Raw genomic sequence first — 19,340 nt, forward strand, 5'->3', positions numbered from 1 at the left:
GGCGCATCCGCCGGACGGCACGGCGCCCGGCCACCCGCCCGGCACCGCCGCGAAGCGGCCTGGCACCGCCGAGCGGACGCGGCACCGCCGAAGGCAGAGCACCACCGTACGGCGCCCAGGGCCCGCGCAACGGCCGGGGGCGGGCGCCGCACGGCGAGCCCGCCATCACCGCGCCCGGACAGGCAGGGGCAGGGGAGGCACGGCATCCGTCGGTCACCCGTCCGGACTTCGCCGGTGGCCCGGCCAGGCGGCGACGGACAGGCTGGCGTGCGGTGCCGCACTGGTGCCGCCGCACCGTCTGAGGAGGCTGGGGAATGCGCGTTGCCGTCGTCGGACAGGGCTATGTCGGCGTGACCGGGGCGGTTGCCCTGGCCAGGCAGGGCCATTACGTGACCGGCATCGAGAAGGACCCGGCGCGCCTGCGGTCCCTCACCGAGGGCCGCACGCCGGTGTCGGAACCCGGGCTCCAGCAGGAGCTCAACCTCGCCCTGGAGACCGGGCGGCTCCGCTTCGCCCCCGACCTGACCCGCACCCATGTGACCGAGCCCTTCGAGATCGTCCTCATCACCGTGGGCACACCGCCCGCCGACGACGGAACCGCCGACCTGTCACAGGTCAAGGCCGCCCTCGCCGAGGTCGCCGAACTGCTGCCCGCCCCTCACGTGGTGCTGAAGTCCACCGTGCCGCCCGGCACCAGCGAACGCCTCATGGCCCAGCACCCCCGGCTGCGGGAGCGGTACGCGTACAACCCCGAGTTCCTCAACCAGGGCAGCGCCCTCGACGACTGGACGACCCCCTCCCGCGTGGTCGCCGGTGTGTGGGCGCAGCCCGTCATCGACGTCCTGCACGCCCTGTACGGCGCGCTGACCTGCCCCTGGGTGGTCACCACGCCCACCACGGCCGAGATGACCAAGTACGCCAGCAACGCCTTCCTCGCCACGAAGATCAGCTTCGCCAACGAGTGCGCGCGCCTCTGCGCCACCCCGGACCTCAACATCGACCAGGTGATGCAGGCGGTCGGCCTCGACCCGCGCATCGGGCACGCCTTCCTCCAGCCCGGTCTCGGCTTCGGCGACTCCTGCCTCCCGAAGGACACGGCCGCCCTCTCCCACTGGGCCGCTGCCCGGGGACTGCCCACCCCGCTGCTGAACGCGGTCATCGACGTCAACCGCGGACAGGCCGCCCTGGTCCGCGACGCGCTGCGCGAGGAGCTCGGCGCGGATCTCCAGCACAGCGAGGTCGCCGTGCTCGGCGCGCGCTACGAACCGTGGAGCGACGACATGCGCGCCGCGCCGAGCCGGGCGGTCGTACCGCAGCTCCTCGCCGAGACGGCCGGCGTGCGCGTGTGGGACCCCGCCATGGACGCCGACGAGCTGGCCGCCCTGTTCCCCGGCGCGCGGCCCTGCCCGGACCTGCGGACCGCCCTGCGCGGCGCCCGCGCGGTCGCCGTCCTCACCGAGTGGCCCGAGACGATCGAGGCCGACTGGTCGGTCCTCGCCGCCGAACTCGCCGCCCCGGCCGTCATCGTCGACGGCAAGAACTGCCTCCTCCCCGAGCGCCTGGCCGGTCTCCCGCTCACCTACCGCAGCGCCGGAAACCGCCTCCCGGAACGCGCCACGACCGCGTTCGGCGACGGCACGCCGTACCCCGCGCCCAGCGCCTGAGGGACCTCCGCGTAGCCGCTGGTGAGCGCGCCGGAGCCGGGTTTCACCAGCACGTGTGCCGAGGTTCGTGTGGGGTTCTGTTCTGGGAGGGGCGGTGGCTGCATACTGTTCCTCCTCGCCCCGGTGTCGAAGCGGCTCGTCCGCCCGCGCACCTCCAGTGACGCGGACGGCCCCGGCAAGGCGAGCACTCCCCATCACTCGCGTGCCGCCCTGCCGGCGCGGGAGATCCCCTGCTCCTGGAAGACCCGAGGTTCCGTGCCAGTACCTGTTGTCCTTGCCGGGCGCACCGTGCGCCTGGAGCCGCTGGCCATGCGCCACGCGGAGGGCCTCGCCTGGGCCGGCGCGCAGGATCGCGCCGCGTACGCCTACACCCCGGTGCCGGACGGCCTGGAGGCGGCACACGACTACATCGCCCGCGCGCTGACCGATCAGGCGGCCGGCCGGGCACTCCCGTTCGCCCTGGTCACCACCGCCGACGGGCGTGTCGTCGGTTCGACCAGGTTCCTGGAGCTGGACTACTGGCGGGGCCCCGTGGTGTGGCCGCCGGTCACCGGCGTCCCGTACGGCGATCCGCTCACCGCCGTGCCGGACGCGGCGGAGATCGGCAACACCTGGATCGCGGGCTGCGCGCGCGGTACGGGTGCCAACGCGGAAGCGAAGCTGCTCATGCTGCACCACGCCTTCGAGACGTGGGGCGTGCGCCGGATCACCCTGCGTGCCGACGCCCGCAACACGCGCTCCCGGGCGGCGATCGAACGCCTCGGGGCGACCTGCGAGGGCGTCCGCCGCGCCCACTCGCGGGGCCTGGACGGAGTGGTCCGCGACACGGCGTTCTACTCGGTCCTCCACGAGGAGTGGCCCACGGCGTTCCATCATCGAACTGCGCCTGTCGGCCACCGCGCAGCATCCGCCTGCGCCGTTCCCCCGCCCCCAGCGTGCCCACGACGACGCGGCGGGGCAGCTGCTCCTGACCTGAGCCGCCCGAGGGCGTCACACACCCGCCGACGGGGCCGCCGGAGGCGGGTGTGTGACGACGGGAGGGCCGGGTAAGCGGACGTCCCCTGGCCGTACGAGATGGCCGTACGAAAGGAGACGTGTCGTGCTGATGGCCCACCCCGCCGTCCTGACGAAGCTGATCGAGGAGTACACCGCGCTCAGCAAGCTCGACGCCCACAACGGCGGACCGGAGGTACGGCAGCGCATGGAGGACGTCGCGTACACGCTGTGCGTCTCCACCGGCACCCGCGACATCGACGCGGCGCTCGTCGCCGCCCGGCACCGGCTGCCGGGCGCCCGCCCGGAGGACGACTCGCTGCTGACCGACCGGTCGATAGTCCCCGCAGGCCGGACTTCAGACGCCGTCGGGGGGCAGCGTGAGGTGCAGCAGGCAGATGTCGTCGCGTCGTGACGGGGACAGCGCCTCCGTCAGCCGTACGGCGAGGCGCTCCACCCCGCCCGCCGCGCGCACCGCGCCGCCCGCCCTCCGGGCCAGCCGGTCGAGGCCCGCGGTGATGTCCTCGCCGGGCCGCTCGACCAGCCCGTCCGTGTAGAGCAGCAGATGGTCTCCGGGCGCCACCGTGAAGTGTTGTTCCTCGTACGAGCAGTCCGCGGTGGCGCCCAGCATGATCCCGTACGGCGGCGTCAGGAAGCGCGCGTCGCCGTCGCGGACGAGCAGCGGCGGCAGATGCCCGGCGTGTGCCCACGTCAGCGTGCGGTCCCACGGCCGGTAGCGGGCCAGGATGAGCGTCGCGGTGGAGTGGCGGCCCTCCGGGGCGTGCATCAGCAGGGCGTTCAGCCGCTCCAGGGCGTCCGGCAGTGGTGAACCGGTGACGATCATGCCCTTGGCGGTGAATCGCAGCTGCGCCATCGTCGCCACCGCGTCGATGCCGTGCCCCGCCACGTCGCCGATCACGAAGAGCCCGCTCCCGTCCGGCAGGTCGATGGCGCTGTACCAGTCGCCGCCGACGTTGAGTCCGGCCTGCGACGGCAGGTAGAACACCTCCGCCCGCAGCCCGGCGACCGTGAGGGTCCGGTCCTGGTGGGGCAGCAGAGCCTGCTGGAGCCGTGTGGCGAGTGACCGCTCAGCCTCCAGCAGGCCCCGGTGGACGAGGACCGCCCGCTCCGACTCCAGCAGGGCCTGCTCGGCCTGCCGTTGCGCGGTGAGGTCCTGGTAGAGGGCGTGCACCTCCACGGTGGCGCCTTCCGCGTCCGTGACGGGCTCGGCGACGAGCCGCAGGTGCCGGAGCCCGCACTCCGTCCTGATCCGGAACGTCCGGTCCAGCGGTTCCCCCTCCCGCAGCAGCCGGCGTGTGGCCTCCCGCAGGTGCGGCGCGTCCTCCGGCACGACATGGTCGGGGAGTTCCGTCCAGGACAGCGGCGAGTCCGACGGGGCGCGGCCGAAGATCCGGTAGGTGCGTTCCGACCAGGCTGTCTCGCCGGTGCGGACGCTCCACTCCGCCCAGCCGAGGTCGCCGAGGCGTTCCATCTGCTGCCGGCGGCGCGCCTCGTGGGCTTCCTCGTCGTGAGAGGACCAGGAGACGAGGAGCCGCTCGCCGAGCCGTGCGGCCCGCACCGTCCAGGTCGTGAGCCGGGGCGTGCCGGCGGTCACCTCCTCGTAGGTGAACGGCTCGCTCTCGTACGGCACCCCTGTCAGGAGCGTGCCGGCGTAGCCCCGCCACTGGTCGGTGCCGGCGAGCGTGGGGTACGTCTCCAGGATGCGCCTCCCCACCAGTTCGGCGCCGCGCCGGCCGGCGCAGTCCAGTGAGCGGGGCGTGGCCGCGTCGATCCGGTAGTCCTCGACCTCGCCGGTGCCCGGCGAGCGGATCGGGGTGAGGAGGACGGCGGACCCGGGCAGCGCGCCGAGGACCGCCCGCACCTCCTCCACGCCGGGCCCCGAGGGAGCCGCATCCGTCACGGCCGCTGCGCCGCCACCGTGGTCGTCCTCGGTCGTGCCGCGTGCCGGGGCGGTGCGGCAGCGGCCGGCCGACCGGGCGGCCTCCTGGAGCAGCTCGCGTGCCGCCGCGTCGAAACCGCCCGGCCCGGCGGGCAGGAATCCGAACACGATGCCGGCCGGCCCGCCGTTCCCGAAGAACGGCACCCATGCCGCGACGGCGCCGTCCGGCATGGGCGTCCGGTCGGGCCAGACCGGCTGCCCGCTGTGCAGCGCCGTCAGCGCCGCCGGGCCGCCCGGCTGCCCCGAGAAGGACAACACACGCGACCAGCGGGCCGCCGCGGCCGCGTCCAGCCCCGCGTGACCGAGCAGGACCAGCCCGCCGTGCGGCGCCTCCTCGCAGACCAGCACCCCGGCGACGTGCGCGGGACCCCGCAGCACGTCCAGCAGGACCCGCGCCGTCGCGTCGGGGGCGGCGCTCCTGCGAGCCGTCTCCTTGCGGGCCGGGACCTTCTGCGTGGCGCCCAGCACGGCCCAGCACTCGTCGGCGAGAGTACGGCCCCGATGCTCGGCCCGGAGTACCAGTGCGGCCTCCGCCTCGCGCGCCGACAGGCCCTCGCGCGCCATCAGCGCGCCCTTCGCACGTTCTTTGAGCGTGCTCGTCGCGAGCGTCTCCTCCAGCTCGTCGACCCGGGCGCGCAGCCTCGCGACGACCCTGGCGAGCGCCACCACGTCCGAGGCGTCGCCGTCCGTCGGGACACGCGGTTCGTCCACCCTCCGAGCATGGCACAGCCCCCTCGAAGCCGCCCGGGAGCGGGCCACCGGTCGGCGCGGGGCGCCTCAGTAGGCGTTGCGCCGGCGCAGGCCGAGGGGGCGGCCGTCGGGGTCGACGAGCAGCCGGTAGGCGGGGGTGGACAGCGCGGCGACGGCCCGGTGCAGCTCCGGAGTGCGGTACGCGCGCAGCCGGCCCGGCGGGCGGGACCCGCGCCGCCCGCCCGCGTGCCAGGCGTCGAGCGCCTCCGCCGAGGCGGCGAACGCCCGGAACACCCCTTCGGGGTCGCACAGCGGGTCCGGACCGTGATCGTCGCCGGCCGGCCCCAGGTCAAGGTGTTCACGGGCCAGGGTGAGGCGCAGTTCCCTGGCGAAGCGACGGGCTCCATCTCCGAGCCCGCCCGGGTCATACGGATGGCGTTCGTCAACCGTCTCATCCACGACGGCGCAGCACAGTTCCGAGTCGTGCGTCCACGAGCGCAGGTTGACGTTGTCGGACCCGACCGCGGCCCACACGTCGTCGATGACGCACACCTTCGCATGGACGTACACGGGGGTTCCCGCATGATTCTCCAGCCCGTACACGGCGACCCGGTCGCCGCCCGCCGCCCGCAGCTGGTCGAGCGCGGCGATCCGTCCGACCAGGTTCATCGGCAGCGACAGCCGTCCGTCCTGCTCGGGGTAGGAGGGGACGACAGCGATCAGCCGCAGCCGCGGATTGGCGGCCAGTGCCGCGGCGAACCACCGGACGACGTGCGTGGACCACAGGTACTGGTCCTCCAGGTAGATCAACGCCCGGGCGCGGCGCAGCGCCTTGAGGTAGCCGCGCGCGATGCTCCGCTCTCCGTCGGGCGCGAAGTCGTAGCCGTGCACCAGGCGCCGGGGATAGGTGCGCAGTACCTGCACGGTCTGCGTGCCGCACGGCGGTGGGTCGGGCAGCTGCGGCGGAAGGGGCGCCGCGTCGGTGTCCTCGTGGTGGGCGAGCTGGCGGATGCGGGTGAAGGGGCTGCGGGTGAGGGGCGCCGGGTCGTCCCACCTCTCGCGGAAGCACGCCTCGATGTCGCCGACGGCCGGTCCGCGTACGGCGAGCTGGATGTCGTGCCACGGCGGATGCGGCCCGTAGGCGTCGGCGATGGGCAGTGCCTGCGGGTCGCCGTGGTGCGCGGCGTCGTCGCGCCGGCTGTGGCACAGGTCGGTGCACCCGACGAACGCCACGTCCCGTTCGGGGCGGCCGGGGTGGCGGAGGACGACGTACTTCTGGTGATGGGAGCCGCCGGGGCGTACGCGCATGTCGAGCAGGCACTCGCCGCCCGCGGCCTCGATCTCCGTGCCCAGGTGGCGGTTCTCGGTCGCGCTGAAGCGGAAGCGGTCGAGGTGGGACCGCCAGATGAGCCCCTTGACGATCACCCCGCGGCGGGCGGCGTCTCCGAGTATCCGGGCGATCTCGGTGCCCTCGCCGTCGAGCCGCTCGTCGGGGTCGCCCCGCCAGTCGGTGAAGAGGCACAGATCGCCGGGGCGCTGGGCGCGGAGCGCGGCCAGCAGTTCGGAGAAGTAGACCGCGCCGTGTACGAGGGGGCGCACGTCGTTGCCCCGCGACCAGGCGGCCTCGCCCCGGCGCGCGTCCAGGCGGACGGCGGGGTTGCCGCGTTCGGTCGCGGTCAGCAGCCAGTCGGTGGGCTCCACGGCACGGCCTCTCGTCCGTACGCTCCTCCGCCCGGCGGGTACCCGTATCCGGCCCGCTCATCCGGGGTGCGTCACGGGCGGGCCCGGCCCGGGGATGTGACATGGGTGCGCGCGGCACGGCGGGGGAGGGCCGCCGTGCCGCGCGCGGGTCCCTCCGGCGGCGCGGGTGGCGCTGCCGGAGGGACGGGACGGTCAGCTGGAGACCGTGATGTGCTGCGCCGGGTCGGTCGTGTCGGTCACCAGGTAGGTGGCCGAGAACGACGAGGAGGTGGCGCTGGTCGGGCATCCGAAGCCGCCGACGACCTTGATCGGCACCTGGGCGTTGCTGAACGCCAGGGACGACGGGGCGCCGTTGGTCCAGCTGCCGCTGGTGGTGGCGGGTGCGGTGGGCGCCGCGGTGACGGTGCAGCTGGCGAGACCGGACGTCTTGACGACGAGGCCGCCGACGGGGACGGCGAACGACGCGACGATGGGCGAGCCGTGCTGCATGGACACGGTCCACGCGCCACTTGTGGTGACGGTGGCGCTGACGCCGGCCATGCTCGTGGTGCAGGAGGAGAAGGTCGGCGGGGTGATCGCGCTGGAGACGGGGCCCGCGGCGTTGTGGTTGCCCGGCGCCGACGGGACCTGACCGGTGGAGGAGGAGACCGCGCAGGTGACGGTCACCGTGCCGGCCTTGAAGGTGGCCTTGCCGCTGAGCGTGGCCTTGAAGCCGTGACCCGCGGGGGTGACGGTGGTGGAGCCGGCGAGGGCCGGGGCGGCCTGCGCGGCGGTGGCGGTGGAGCCGGCGAAGACCAGGGCGCCGACGGCGGCCAGGCCGGTGCCCAGGGAGAGTGCCTTGCGGGTGAGGGTTGCCATGTGGCGTTCTCCTTCGGGGATGGTGTGACGGGGTGTCACACCGCTGCGGGTGTGGGGGGCCCGAGAAAGTACGGAGATCCGTGGGGACCACGGGTTGCGGTGAGAAGCGTGAGCGGTGACGGGGCCGGGGGTGGCGGCCCCGTCGGATGCCTGCGTCCATCGGATGCCTGCGACGGCCGGAGACGGCGGCGGCGCGGGCGAGGTTGCCGTCAGGCCTCGGCCGGGGTGTCCGAGGTGTCGGGGGACGGGGGAGCGGTGTGCGAGCGATGCCGGGGCTCGACCGGCTGCCAGGCGAACATCATGGCGCCGCCCAGGATGCCGACGAGGGTGCCGATGAGGAACCCGCCGAGGTTGGACATGACCAGCGCGGCGGCCGCGATCACGGTGGTGACGACTCCGGCGAGTGAGCGGTACTGCGGGGACACCCAGACCGAAACGCCTAGCATGATCATGACAATGCCTAGGAGTACGGAGGGGACTCCGGCGATGCCCTGGTGGAGCATCACCTCCAGGGGTGCCAGGGGGATCGCGCAGATCTCGGCCCCGGCGAGGATGGTGAGAAGCCCGCCCCAGAAGGGCCGGCTCCTGCGCCAGCGGCGCCACCTGCCCCGCAGACCGGGGCGGACCGGAGTCCCGAGCGCGGCGGAGGTCTGGTTCAGGCCCTTGCCGTGGTGCTCGTCCGCCAGGAGTCTGTCCGGGGAACCGCTCAAAGGCTCTCGCGTCGCCCCGTCGGCCGGTGACGGCATGTCAGAAGCATTCCTTCTTGCCCTTGGTGATCTTCATGTTCAGGCCGGACAACTTGAACGTGCCGGCGTTGGTGGCCCAGGCCACCTGCTCCAGATTGGAGATGGTCACATCGTCCGCCTGCTGGCCGAACAGGTCCTGCATGCCCTGCGCGCCCTCGGGGCCCTTGTCCAGGGTGGAGGCGTCACGGCCGATCTCGATGTTGTTGAAACCGGCGTCGCCGGAGAGCTGGGCGGCGTCCACGAACAGGTTCGTGGCCTCGACCGGCTTCTTCTTCCCCGCTGTCAGGTTCAACGAGATGTCACCGATGACGGGCAGCGTCGTGACGACGGACTGGCACAGGTTGTGCAGCTTCGCCTCGCCGATCGCGGTGACCGCCACGGGGAGCAGCTCCTCACGGGCGTTCGTGTCGATGCTGCCGTACTGCGCGAACCCCTTGCCCGTCAGGCTGTCCGCCGACACCTTGAACTGCTGGCCCGACACGGCGAACGAAGCGGCCAGGGCGCCGCTCGACAGGGCGACTCCCAACGCGGCGGTCAGGGCGACCCCCGGCACGGACAGGGCGGCGAAGCGTTTCCACTGGATACGGCCGACGACCTCGTCCTCGCCGTTCCCAGGTGCGTTTCTCATGAAATATCCCCTCTCTTGCTGTCCACGGCCGCGGTGACCGTCGGCCACGGATATCGGATGGAGCGGGAGACCCTGCTCGAAGGCGGGCCGCCGGGGGGACGCGGCGGTGCGCGGAAAATCGATGAGCGGAGAGCGACCGCGAGGGGTGTGACCTGCCATCAGGCCTACTCGCGGGTGTTACCGACGGGTTGAATGTAAGAGTGCCAGTGGGTGTTGGCAAGGTTGACGAACGACGCTTTTCGGCCTACTCGACGGATCTTCAGGAGACCTCATGCCCGTTCCCGTGATCCTGGACTGCGACCCGGGGCACGATGACGCCTTCAACATCATGCTCGCCGCAGCTCACCCCCGTATCGAGCTGCTGGGGATCACCACGGTCGCCGGCAACCAGACCGTGGAGAAGACCACCCTGAACGCCCGCCGGGTGTGCACCGCGGCCGGTGTCCGAGGCGTGCCGATCGCCGCGGGCATGGCCGAACCTTTGCGGGGACCCGGCATCGTCGCACCGGACATCCACGGTGAATCGGGGCTGGACGGCCCCGAGTTCGGCGAGCCGGACGTGCCGGTCGACGGCCGCGACGCCGTCACCTTCCTCCGCGACACGCTCCGCGCCCACCCGGAGCCGGTGACGCTGGTGCCGACCGGGCCGCTCACCAACATCGCCGCCTTCCTGCTCGCCCACCCCGAACTGGCCGACAGGATCGAACGGATCGTCCTCATGGGCGGCTCGACGGAGCGAGGCAACCGGACGCCCGCCGCCGAGTTCAACATCCTCGCCGACCCGGAGGCGGCCGACGTCGTCTTCCGCAGCGGACTCCACCTGACGATGATCGGCCTCAACGTCAGCCACCGCGCGCTCGCCACGCCCGACGTCGTCGCGCGCGTCAAGGCCCTCGGCACTCCACTCGCCGAGATGAGCGCCGCACTGCTGACCTACTTCGGCGACACCTACCGCGAGGTGTTCGGCTTCCCCGCCCCGCCCCTGCACGACCCGCTCACCGTCGCCCACATCGCCGCCCCGGACCTGCTCACCCTCGTCCACGTGCCGGTGGCCGTCGAGCTGACCGGCACCCACACACGCGGCGCCACCGTCGTCGACCTCGACGGCGTCACGGGAGCCGCCCCCAACGCGCATGTAGCCGTCGACGTGGACGTGCCCGCCTACTGGGACCTGATCGTGGACGCCGTACGCACCCTCGGCCGACCCGCCCCGACGGGAGGCGGGCTCAGTCGGTGAGTGGCCGGTACACCGTCAGCGCCTCCGGCAGCTTGTCGATCGTCAGGCCGGGCGCCGCGGGCACCACCTCACCGTCAAACGCCATATGGGTACCGGGCGGCAGCCCCGTCACCCGCAGGCCCGTCGTCCGGGCGGCGGCGTAGAGCCGCGTACGGGCCAGCCCGCCCGCCGCCGTCGCCAGCAGGCGGGGCCGCGCCAGCCGCCCCGCCTGTGCGATCCGCACATCCAGCAGCCCGTCCGCCACATCATGGCGACGCAGCGGCGCCAAACCCACGCTGCGGTACACCCCGTTCCCGGCGAACAGGAACCACATCGAGCGCGGTCTGCCGTTGACCTCCGCCCGCAGCGGGGCCGCCGTACGCAGCACACGGGCCGCGCCGAGCAGGGTGGCGGCGGGCCCGCCGATCCGAGGCGACCAGCGCTCGCGGAGCCGTACCAGCTCCGGATAGACGCCCAGGCTGAAGGTGTTGACGAAGTACACCGGCTCCCGCGCCGCTCCGCGCCCGCCGTGCAACCGGACGCGGCCCACATCGGCCCGCACCGCGTGCCCCTCGGCCAGCGCGTGGCAGCCGTCCGCGACCGAGTCCACCCCCAGGTCGGCGGCGAAGTGGTTGAACGTGCCGCCCGGCAGGACCAGCAGCGGCACCCGGTGGCGCAGGGCGGGCGCCACCGCGGCGTTCACCGTTCCGTCCCCGCCGCACACCCCGAACACCCCGCCGCGCCGGGCGGCCTCGGCGGCGGCGGTCTCCAGCAGGTCCGTCAGCGAATCGACGCCCTGACGGCACAGCAGCACCTCCGCCTTCGGCAGCAGCGTCGTGATCTGCGTCGCCGGGTCCATCAGATGCGTCCCCGCCCCCGACGACGGGTTCACCACGACCACCAGACCGCCCCCGTCTGGCAGCGCCGGCACCTTCGCGCGCGGACGCGCGGGCACCGGCACCAGATCCCGCGTCGGCACCAGCCCCCGTACCGCGAACGCCGCACCCGCCCCCAGCGCCATCCCCACCAGCACATCACTCGGGTAGTGGACGCCCGTGTAGACACGGGAGAAGGCCACCGACGCCGCGACCGGCACCAGCGCCGCGCCCATGCCCCGCGACTCCAGTGCGACGCCCGTCATGAACGCCGCCGCGGACGCCGAGTGGCCGGACGGGAACGACGTGGTCAGCGGCTGGCGCGGCAGCCGGCGCGCCAGCGGCACCCGGTCGATCACCGGGCGCTGACGTCGCACGGCGCCCTTGGCCAGCGTGTTCACCGTCACCGAGGCGAGGGCCAGCGACGCCACCCCGCGCACCGCCGCCCGCCGCCCCCGAGCCCCGCCCAGCGCCCACATGCCGGCGGCGATGCCCAGCCACAGCGCCCCCCGGTTCGCACTGGCGCTCAGCCGCGGCAGCACGGGCTCCGCCGCGGGCCAGGTCCGCTGCGCCACCTGGGCGAACATCGCGCGGTCCAGTCGGCTCAGCACGCTCCGCGCCTTGGGTGCCTCTCGCATCGGCTCTCCTCCTCGTACCCGGAAACGCTCCGGCGCGCGTCAACGTGCCCGACGGCGCCAACGTACCCATCGATGCCGGTGCGACGCCTGCCGGGCGGGCCGGGCGTATGCCTTCACGGCAATGCTTCCGGTGGGCGTTCCCCCGTTCGTGGAGGAAGGTTGTCCGGCTCGTGGCGATCCGCTCTACTGCTGTACGGCGTGCCGCGCACGGCGGGCGGGGGAGAGGGGTCGCGATGCGGACGGAACACCACGGAAGCGCCGGGGAGCCACAGCCCCGCCGCGGGCAGGACGAGAAGCGCTCGCTACTCGGCGGACACGCCGAAGTCCGGTCGCACCACGGCGAACCCTCCCGGGCCCGCCCATCCCGCCGGGGGCCGGGCGCCGCCCCGCGGCGCCACGGTCGGGGCCGCCTGCGGGGGCGGTCCCTTCTGGGCGGCGTGATCGGACTGGTGCTCGCCGTTCTGTGCACGGGCCTGGCCGCCGCCTGGGAGAGCGACCCGCGCGCCGGCGGCACGTCCGGCGAACCGGGGGACACGGCGCGCGCGGACGCCGCCACCGCGCTGCCCTTCGACCTCCCTGACCGTGCCGTCCTGCGCGCCCGCGGCAAGCTCGTGTTCGCGCACTACTTCACCCCGTACCCGCTCTCCCTGGACAACGAGGATCCGCGCCGCGACTACTACGCCCGCCACTACCTCACCCCGCACGGTGAGAACGGCAAGCATCGCGCGTACGGCGGCCTCCTGCGCGACCGGCCGCAGCCCGTCCGCCCCAAGAGCGGCGACTGGGAGCTGGCCAACCTCCAGCAGGAGGTCCGCACCGCGCGCGCCGCCGGTCTCGACGGCTTTACCCTCGACGTGCTGTCCCTGTCCGGCAGGAACTGGGAGCGCTGCCGGCTGATGCTGGAGGCCGCCCGGTCGGTCGACCCCGGCTTCCGGATCGTCCTGATGCCCGACATGGCGTCCCTCACCACCGAGAGCCCCCGCGAGATCGCCGACGCCCTCGCCGAACTCGGCCGCAGCCCCGCAGCGCACCGGCTGTCCGACGGGCGCCTCGTCGTGTCCCCGTTCAAGGCGGAGGCCAGGAGTGCCGGCTGGTGGTCCGCGCTCCTCGACGACCTGCGCGCCCGGCACGGGGTGCGGACGGCGTTCTTCCCCGTGTTCCTCGACTTCGGCGCCCACCACGAGGAGTTCGCGCCGATCAGCCACGGCTTCTCCGACTGGGGGGTGCGCACCTACACGCAGCCCGACGACCCCGGTCGCGACGCCCGTATCGCCCACCGCCTCGGCAAGCTGTGGATGCAGCCCGTCGCGGTCCAGGACGCCCGCCCCAGCCAGGGCGTGTACGACGAGGCCGGCAACACCGCGACCCTCCGCGCCACCTGGCACCGCGCCATCGCGGGCGGCGCGGACTGGGTGCAGCTCACCACGTGGAACGACTACTCCGAAAGCACCCACGTCGCGCCCTCCCTGCACAACGGGCACGCCTACCTGGACCTGACCTCCTACTACCTGACGCGCTTCAAGACCGGCACATGGCCGGCGATCCTGCGCGACACGCTGTACGTCACCTCCCGCACGCAGTTCGCCGACGCGGTGCCCACCGGCGGCCAGACCCGGCTGATGAGGCTCCGCGAGAGCAGCGAGGAGGCCCGCGACACGGTGGAGGTCCTGGCCTTCCTCACCCGCCCCGCCACGCTGCGCGTCACCGTCGGTACGGTCACCACCAGCCAGCCGGTGCCCGCGGGGACGTCCCCCGTGCTGGTGCCGCTGCGCACCGGCGAGGTGTCGGCGGCGGCGGTACGCGACGGCCGCACCGCCGCGGCCGTCGAACTGCCCTACCAGGTGGTCCGCCACCCGCAGGTGCAGGACCTCCAGTACTACGCCGCCACCAGTGGCCGCCCCACCCCGCCCTGCTGTCTCTGACCGCCCGGGAACCCGCACGCGCCGCCGACAGGGCCCGCAGCTTCCGGAGTGGTGCGAACGGCGGCGGCCGGCGTTAGAGGCGGGCTCCTCCGGGTACCGATGGATGCCTTGGCGCGCCCGCTGCCGAACCGGGCGCGCCGGCAGGTGCCGGGCGTGCGGAGCTGGGAGCCACGATGGGCGGATGGGTCGACCGGATCGCGGAGCCGTGGGGCGGGCGGACCCCGTACGGGCGGGGCGGGACATGGCCGGCGCGGGTGGACACGTACCTCGCCGAAGGGATCGACCCCGGCACGGTCGAGCGGTGGGTGCAGTCCGCGTCGATCCTGCACTCCGACGGCGACGCGATGGACATCGCCGTACGCGACGGGCGCATCGTCGGGGTGCGCGGCCGGGCCGTGGACCGGGTCAACCACGGGCGGCTGGGCCCGAAGGACCTCTTCGGCTGGCAGGCCAACGCCTCACCGGACCGCCTCACCCGTCCCCTGGTCCACGAGGGCGGCCGGCTCGTGGAGACCGACTGGGACACGGCGATGGAACGGATCACCGGCCGCTCCCGGCAACTGCTCGGGGAGCGCGGTCCTGGTGCGATCGGCTTCTACACGACCGGCCAGCTCTTCCTGGAGGAGTACTACACCCTCGCGGTGATCGCCCGCGCGGGCATCGGCACCAACCACCTCGACGGCAACACCCGTCTGTGCACGTCGACCGCCGCCGAGGCGTTGAAGGAGTCGTTCGGCTGCGACGGCCAGCCCGGTTCGTACGACGACATCGACCACGCCGACACGATCGCCCTGTTCGGCCACAACATCGCCGAGACGCAGCCCGTGCAGTGGATGCGGGTCCTGGACCGGCTGGAGGGCGCCGACCCGCCCCGCCTCCTGTGCGTCGATCCGCGGCCCACCCGCGTCGCCCGGCGCGCCGACGTCCACCTCGCGCCGCGCGTCGGCACGAACGTGGCGCTGCTCAACGCCCTCCTCCACGAGATCATCCGCACCGACCGCGTCGACCACGACTACGTCGCCGCGCACACGGTCGGCTTCGACGAACTGGCCCGCCGCGTCGCGGACACCACCCCCGCGTGGGCGGCGCGGATCTGCGACGTGCCCGCGGCCCGCATCGCCGAGGCGGCCGAACTGCTCGGCACGGCGCGGCGGTTGCTGTCGACGGTGCTCCAGGGCGTGTACCAGTCCCATCAGGCGACCGCCGCCGCCGTCCAGATCAACAATCTGCACCTGCTGCGCGGCATGCTGGGCCGCCCCGGGGCCGGCGTCCTCCAGATGAACGGCCAGCCCACCGCCCAGAACACCCGCGAGTGCGGCGCCAACGGCGACCTGCCGGGCTTCCGCAACTGGCAGAACGAGGAGCACGTCGCGGACCTGGCCAGGGTGTGGAACGTCGACCCGTCGGCCATCCCGCACCACGGACCGCCCACCCACGCCATGCAGATGTTCCGGTACGCCGAGCAGGGGTCGATCCGCATGCTGTGGATCAGCGGCACCAACCCGGCCGTTTCCCTGCCCGAGCTGTCCCGCATCCGCTCGATCCTCGCCCAGGACCGGCTGTTCGTCGTCGTGCAGGACCTGTTCCTCACCGAGACCGCCCGCCTCGCCGACGTGGTGCTGCCCGCCGCCACCTGGGGGGAGAAGACCGGCACCTTCACCAACGCCGACCGCACGGTCCACCTCTCCGGCAAGGCCGTCGAACCGCCCGGCGAGGCCCGGCCCGACCTGGACATCTTCCTCGACTACGCCGCCCGCATGGACTTCCGCGACAAGGACGGCGGCCCGCTCGTCACCTGGCACGACCCCGAGTCGGCGTTCGAGGGGTGGAAGCGGTGCAGCGCCGGCCGCCCCTGCGACTACACGGGCATCACCTACGGAAAGCTGCGCGGCGGGAGCGGTATCCAGTGGCCATGCCACGACGGAGCCCCGGAGGGCACCGCGCGCCTCTACACGGAGGGCGTCAGCTGGGCCGCGCCGGACGTGTGCGAGTCGTACGGCAAGGACCTGGTCACCGGCGCGGCCACCGAACCGGTCGAGTACCGGGCGCTCAACCCGGACGGCAAGGCCATGCTGAAGGCCGCCGCCTATGTGCCCCCGCACGAGGAGCCGGGCGAGCGGTACCCGTTCCAGTTGACCACCGGCCGTACCGTCTACCACTTCCACACGCGGACCAAGACGGGCCGCGCCCCGCAGCTGAACGCCGCCGCGCCCGACGTGTGGGTGGAGGTGTCCGCCGAGGACGCCGCCGCCCGGGGGCTGGCCGAGGGCGACCTGGTCGAGGTGGCCACGCCGCGCGGCGCCCTGCGGGGGCGGCTCCGCGTGACGGACATCCGCCGGGGCCTGCTGTTCGTACCGTTCCACTACGGCTACTGGGACACCCCGGACGGCCAGGGGCCCGGCGACGGTACGCCGGGGCGGGCCGCGAACGAGACGACCATCACGGACTGGGACCCGGTCTCCAAGCAGCCGCTGTTCAAGACGGCCGCGGCGGCGCTCACCCTCGTCGAACGCGGCGACGGCACCCCCGCCCCCGCCCCGACGACCACCGCGTCCGCGCCCGCACCGGCCCCCGCGTCCGCCCCGGCGCGCGGCGGGTCCGGCCCGCGTGTCGTGCCCGGCACCGAAGGCGGGCCCTCCGCGCGCGTGGCCGAGTCGGACGCCATGCCCTGGAACGGCCCTGGAGGAGGCGACGGCGCGTGAACGGCATCACCCTGACCCTGCGGGCCCTGCACCACGGCGAACGGCACCTCGCGCGGCACCTGACGGCCGTCGGGGAACGGCACAGCACCGACCACGAGGTCCGCCATGTCGCCACCGACCTCGCCCGCTGGTCCCGCGAGCACGCCGAACGGCTCGCCGACACCGCCCGCGAGCGCGAGGTGCGCCTCGTCGGACTCGACGGCACCGAACCTCCCGGCGTCCTCACGGCGCTGCGCGAGAAGGCCGCCGAAGCGATGGGCCACCGCCCCGAACCGGGCCTGCTGCTCCTGTGGGACCTGCGCCAACTGCACCTGGCGGCCGCCGGTAACTCGCTGTACTGGGAGATGCTCGCCCAGGCGGCGCAGGCCACCAGGGACGACACGCTCCTGGCCCTCGCCTCCCACTGCCACCCGCAGACGCTGCGCCAGATGCGCTGGACCAACAGCATGATCAAGATCCTGTCCCCGCAGGTGCTGACCGCGCTCTGAGCGGCCGTACGGCGGCCGGCCGCCGCCGCGCGGGGACGCCAGGGACGGCGCGCCGCCCGGCCGGAGCACTCGGCAGGGCCCCTGGAGCGGATGGGCGGCCACCTCAGCCGGCGCGCCCCGATGCCAGCAGCGCCGTGTGCGGCAGCACCAGGCTGCCGTCGGGCGCGGTGAACTCGGCCGCCAGCACACCAAGGTGGCGCCGTATCGCGGCGACCGTCGCCGGGGGCTGGGCGACGATGGCCTGACCGATCATCGCCACCCCCGCCGCGGGGCCGCTCCACCACTCCTCCAGACCGGTGCGGTGGTCCCAGGAAAGCCGCGCGCACGACACGTCCGTGAACCCGGCGCCGCGCAGCAGACCGGCGAAGCCCTCCTCGGTGCGCGGGAACTCCTCCTCGGGCGCCAGGCGGGGCAGGTGCGCCGACAGGTCCACCCCCGCCGCCGCCACGGCGCGCCCCAGCAGCTCCTGGCCGGCGCCCCTGGGACTGCCCCAGGTGGTCAGGGCGATCCGGCCGCCGGGCCGGGTCACCCGGCGGAGCTCGGCGAGTGCCGCGCGCGGCCGCCCCACGTGGTTGATCACGAAGTTGCCGACCACCGCGTCGAACCGGCCGTCCCCGAACGGCAGACGCGGCAGTACGACGACCCGCACATCCGCGCCGGGGACGCTGCCGGCGGCCAGTTCCACCATGCTCGGCTCGGCGTCCACCGCGGTCACGTCGGCGCGGCGCGCGTACGCCCCCGCCGCTACGGTCCCCGGCCCCGTGCCGACGTCGAGGACCCGGCAGCCGGGCCCGACCCGCGCGGCGTCGAGGAGCCTCCCCGCGGGGTGGGCGCAGAGGCGGGCGAACCCGCGCGCATAGGCGGAGGCCCGCCCGTCCCACGCCCGCCGCTCGCACGCGTCGAATTCCGTCATTGCCCCCCCGGGAAGTCATCCGCCCCAACGGGCAGGCGAGAACGCTACCCGGCGGGCCGCTCACGCGCGAGCAGCGGATTCGGCGCACTGCGCGGTCAGCGCGACCGTCGTGAACCGCGCGGTGAAGGAGCCGCCCGCCGCGTCCACGGCGGCGCCGACGCCCGCCGCCAGCCGCGCCACAGTGGCCGGGGGCAGCCCGGCGTGGCCGCCCGTCGTGAACAGGTGGTCCAGCCATGCGTCGCGCGTGGACGGCAGCTCCCACGCGAAGCGCCACACCTCCGGCTCGCTGAACGAGCCCGCCGCCCGCATCCCGTCCGCCGCCCGGCGGATGACGGCCGCGTACGGCTCCTCGGCGCTCGCCCTCCACAGCCGCGCGGCCGGTACGTCGGGCGCGACCCGCTGGTACACCTCGGCGAACGCGTCGGCGAGCTCGCGCGGTGGCCGGCCGTCGTTCCAGAAGACGGCCAGCAGGCCGCCGGGCCGCAGCACCTCGGCGGCTTTCGCCGCGCCGGCCACCGGGTCGATCCAGTGCCAGCTCTGGCCCGACACCACGGCGTCGAACGACCGGCCCGCGGGGTCCCACTCCTCGAACGCCGCCACCTCGACCCGGTCGCCCCGCCGCCGCGCCACGTCGGCCATCCGCGCGTCGGGGTCCACGCCGAGCACCGCGCAGCCGGCCGCGCGGAACAGGCGGGCCGCGATGCCCGTGCCGATGCCGACAGGGGTGGCGATCCGCGAGGTGCGGCGGCAGCTGTTCGACGCCGCCGAACGGGTCCTGCGCGACGGCGGGCCCAGCGCGCTGACCAGCAGGGCCGTCACGGCGGAGGCCGGCTGCGCGAAGGGCGTCCTGCACCGGCACTTCACGGACTTCGACGACTTCCTCGCCAGGCTGGTGGAGGACCGCGCGGCCGGTGTGGAGGCCCGCGCGGCAGAGCTGCGCGGCGCGGCGGGCACGGGCACCGTCACCGGCAATCTGACGGCTGCCCTGGCCGAGTTGTTCGGCACGGTCGCCCTCGCGGTCGTGGGTCTCGTCGCCGCCCGCGACGAACTGCGGGCGCGGCTGCGCCGGAGGTGGCCCACCGGCGTACCGCTGCTGGCCGAGGCCACGGCCTCACTGGCCGCGTACCTCACCGCTGAACGCGACCTCGGCCGCCTGGCGGCGGAGGCCGACGTGGAGTCGCTGGCCCCCGCCCTGATCGGCGGGGGCCACCTGCTGTACGCCGACCGGACCGGCCCCCCGCCCACCGCCGAGACGGTGGAGCGGATGGTGGCCGCGCTCGTCGGCCCCGCCCTGCGGACGCCCCGCGGATGAGGACCGCCGCCCGCGCCCGCCCGGCCCTGCCGGA

The 19,340-nt window shown here is 74.2% G+C and carries 16 protein-coding genes; 8 read left to right on the forward strand and 8 right to left on the reverse strand.

Features of this window, described 5'->3' with window-relative positions:
* The first annotated feature begins 314 nt into the window (after positions 1 to 314).
* The 3 genes from ACSUPT_RS27520 (at position 315) to ACSUPT_RS27530 (ending at position 3,072) form a co-directional block, all read left to right on the forward strand.
* Positions 315 to 1,664: a UDP-glucose dehydrogenase family protein gene (locus ACSUPT_RS27520; protein WP_436945967.1), complete on the forward strand. Its 1,350-nt coding sequence runs from the start codon at positions 315 to 317 to the stop codon at positions 1,662 to 1,664.
* Positions 1,665 to 1,919: 255 nt separating this feature from the next.
* Positions 1,920 to 2,714: a GNAT family N-acetyltransferase gene (locus ACSUPT_RS27525; RefSeq protein ID WP_436945968.1), complete on the forward strand. Its 795-nt coding sequence runs from the start codon at positions 1,920 to 1,922 to the stop codon at positions 2,712 to 2,714.
* Positions 2,715 to 2,763: 49 nt separating this feature from the next.
* Complete coding sequence (locus ACSUPT_RS27530) at positions 2,764 to 3,072, forward strand: DUF5133 domain-containing protein (protein WP_361664997.1); 309 nt, start codon at positions 2,764 to 2,766, stop codon at positions 3,070 to 3,072.
* On the opposite strand, the gene ACSUPT_RS27535 is transcribed toward ACSUPT_RS27530, so the two are convergent.
* From ACSUPT_RS27535 to ACSUPT_RS27555, 5 genes are all read right to left on the reverse strand, one after another.
* Positions 3,016 to 5,328: a SpoIIE family protein phosphatase gene (locus tag ACSUPT_RS27535; RefSeq protein ID WP_361664994.1), complete on the reverse strand. Its 2,313-nt coding sequence runs from the start codon at positions 5,326 to 5,328 to the stop codon at positions 3,016 to 3,018. The genes ACSUPT_RS27530 and ACSUPT_RS27535 overlap by 57 nt on opposite strands.
* Positions 5,329 to 5,394: 66 nt before the next feature.
* Entirely contained in the window at positions 5,395 to 7,008 is a 1,614-nt protein-coding gene (locus ACSUPT_RS27540) for a phospholipase D family protein (RefSeq protein ID WP_436945970.1), read from the reverse strand.
* Between the two features lie 192 nt (positions 7,009 to 7,200).
* Positions 7,201 to 7,866, reverse strand: a complete 666-nt coding sequence (locus ACSUPT_RS27545; protein ID WP_351964178.1) for a hypothetical protein — start codon at positions 7,864 to 7,866, stop codon at positions 7,201 to 7,203.
* A 209-nt stretch (positions 7,867 to 8,075) separates the two neighbouring features.
* Complete coding sequence (locus ACSUPT_RS27550; RefSeq protein WP_436945972.1) at positions 8,076 to 8,612, reverse strand: DUF6114 domain-containing protein; 537 nt, start codon at positions 8,610 to 8,612, stop codon at positions 8,076 to 8,078.
* Position 8,613: 1 nt separating this feature from the next.
* A complete protein-coding gene (locus tag ACSUPT_RS27555) occupies positions 8,614 to 9,240 on the reverse strand; it encodes a DUF6230 family protein (RefSeq protein ID WP_436945974.1) in 627 nt (208 codons plus the stop codon).
* A gap of 271 nt (positions 9,241 to 9,511) precedes the next feature.
* Between ACSUPT_RS27555 and ACSUPT_RS27560 the strand changes: the two genes are divergently transcribed.
* Positions 9,512 to 10,477, forward strand: a complete 966-nt coding sequence (locus ACSUPT_RS27560) for a nucleoside hydrolase (RefSeq protein ID WP_436945976.1) — start codon at positions 9,512 to 9,514, stop codon at positions 10,475 to 10,477.
* On the opposite strand, the gene ACSUPT_RS27565 is transcribed toward ACSUPT_RS27560, so the two are convergent.
* Positions 10,467 to 11,969, reverse strand: coding sequence for a bifunctional phosphatase PAP2/diacylglycerol kinase family protein (locus tag ACSUPT_RS27565; RefSeq protein ID WP_436945978.1), 1,503 nt, complete (start codon positions 11,967 to 11,969; stop codon positions 10,467 to 10,469). The genes ACSUPT_RS27560 and ACSUPT_RS27565 overlap by 11 nt on opposite strands.
* Positions 11,970 to 12,406: 437 nt before the next feature.
* On the opposite strand from ACSUPT_RS27565, the gene ACSUPT_RS27570 reads away from it, so the two are divergent.
* The 3 genes from ACSUPT_RS27570 (at position 12,407) to ACSUPT_RS27580 (ending at position 17,081) form a co-directional block, all read left to right on the forward strand.
* Entirely contained in the window at positions 12,407 to 13,891 is a 1,485-nt protein-coding gene (locus ACSUPT_RS27570; RefSeq protein WP_436945980.1) for a glycoside hydrolase family 71 protein, read from the forward strand.
* Positions 13,892 to 14,064: 173 nt separating this feature from the next.
* Entirely contained in the window at positions 14,065 to 16,593 is a 2,529-nt protein-coding gene (locus ACSUPT_RS27575) for a molybdopterin oxidoreductase family protein (RefSeq protein ID WP_436945982.1), read from the forward strand.
* Positions 16,590 to 17,081 (forward strand): hypothetical protein, encoded by a 492-nt coding sequence (locus tag ACSUPT_RS27580; protein WP_436945984.1) that lies wholly within the window; start codon positions 16,590 to 16,592, stop codon positions 17,079 to 17,081. Before ACSUPT_RS27575 ends, ACSUPT_RS27580 begins: the two co-directional genes overlap by 4 nt.
* A gap of 103 nt (positions 17,082 to 17,184) precedes the next feature.
* On the opposite strand, the gene ACSUPT_RS27585 is transcribed toward ACSUPT_RS27580, so the two are convergent.
* Both ACSUPT_RS27585 and ACSUPT_RS27590 read right to left on the reverse strand, forming a co-directional pair.
* Positions 17,185 to 17,994 (reverse strand): class I SAM-dependent methyltransferase, encoded by an 810-nt coding sequence (locus ACSUPT_RS27585; protein WP_436945986.1) that lies wholly within the window; start codon positions 17,992 to 17,994, stop codon positions 17,185 to 17,187.
* 60 nt (positions 17,995 to 18,054) lie between these two features.
* Positions 18,055 to 18,813 carry a class I SAM-dependent methyltransferase gene (locus ACSUPT_RS27590; protein WP_436945987.1) on the reverse strand — a complete coding sequence of 253 codons (759 nt, stop codon included), beginning with the start codon at positions 18,811 to 18,813 and terminating at the stop codon, positions 18,055 to 18,057.
* On the opposite strand from ACSUPT_RS27590, the gene ACSUPT_RS27595 reads away from it, so the two are divergent.
* Positions 18,707 to 19,306 (forward strand): TetR family transcriptional regulator, encoded by a 600-nt coding sequence (locus tag ACSUPT_RS27595; protein WP_436945988.1) that lies wholly within the window; start codon positions 18,707 to 18,709, stop codon positions 19,304 to 19,306. The genes ACSUPT_RS27590 and ACSUPT_RS27595 overlap by 107 nt on opposite strands.
* Positions 19,307 to 19,340 lie beyond the last annotated feature (34 nt).

This window comes from Streptomyces sp. SudanB25_2051, assembly GCF_964272635.1.
GTDB lineage: Bacteria > Actinomycetota > Actinomycetes > Streptomycetales > Streptomycetaceae > Streptomyces.

Bases quoted from the DNA above. Each gene is read 5' to 3' on its own strand.
- ACSUPT_RS27520 (WP_436945967.1), top strand. From the start codon at position 315: ATGCGCGTTGCCGTCGTCGGACAGGGCTATGTCGGCGTGACCGGGGCG.
- ACSUPT_RS27545 (WP_351964178.1), bottom strand. From the start codon at position 7,866: ATGGCAACCCTCACCCGCAAGGCACTCTCCCTGGGCACCGGCCTGGCC.
- ACSUPT_RS27550 (WP_436945972.1), bottom strand. From the start codon at position 8,612: ATGCCGTCACCGGCCGACGGGGCGACGCGAGAGCCTTTGAGCGGTTCC.
- ACSUPT_RS27555 (WP_436945974.1), bottom strand. From the start codon at position 9,240: ATGAGAAACGCACCTGGGAACGGCGAGGACGAGGTCGTCGGCCGTATC.
- ACSUPT_RS27560 (WP_436945976.1), top strand. From the start codon at position 9,512: ATGCCCGTTCCCGTGATCCTGGACTGCGACCCGGGGCACGATGACGCC.
- ACSUPT_RS27565 (WP_436945978.1), bottom strand. From the start codon at position 11,969: ATGCGAGAGGCACCCAAGGCGCGGAGCGTGCTGAGCCGACTGGACCGC.
- ACSUPT_RS27575 (WP_436945982.1), top strand. From the start codon at position 14,065: ATGGGCGGATGGGTCGACCGGATCGCGGAGCCGTGGGGCGGGCGGACC.
- ACSUPT_RS27585 (WP_436945986.1), bottom strand. From the start codon at position 17,994: ATGACGGAATTCGACGCGTGCGAGCGGCGGGCGTGGGACGGGCGGGCC.
- ACSUPT_RS27595 (WP_436945988.1), top strand. From the start codon at position 18,707: ATGCCGACAGGGGTGGCGATCCGCGAGGTGCGGCGGCAGCTGTTCGAC.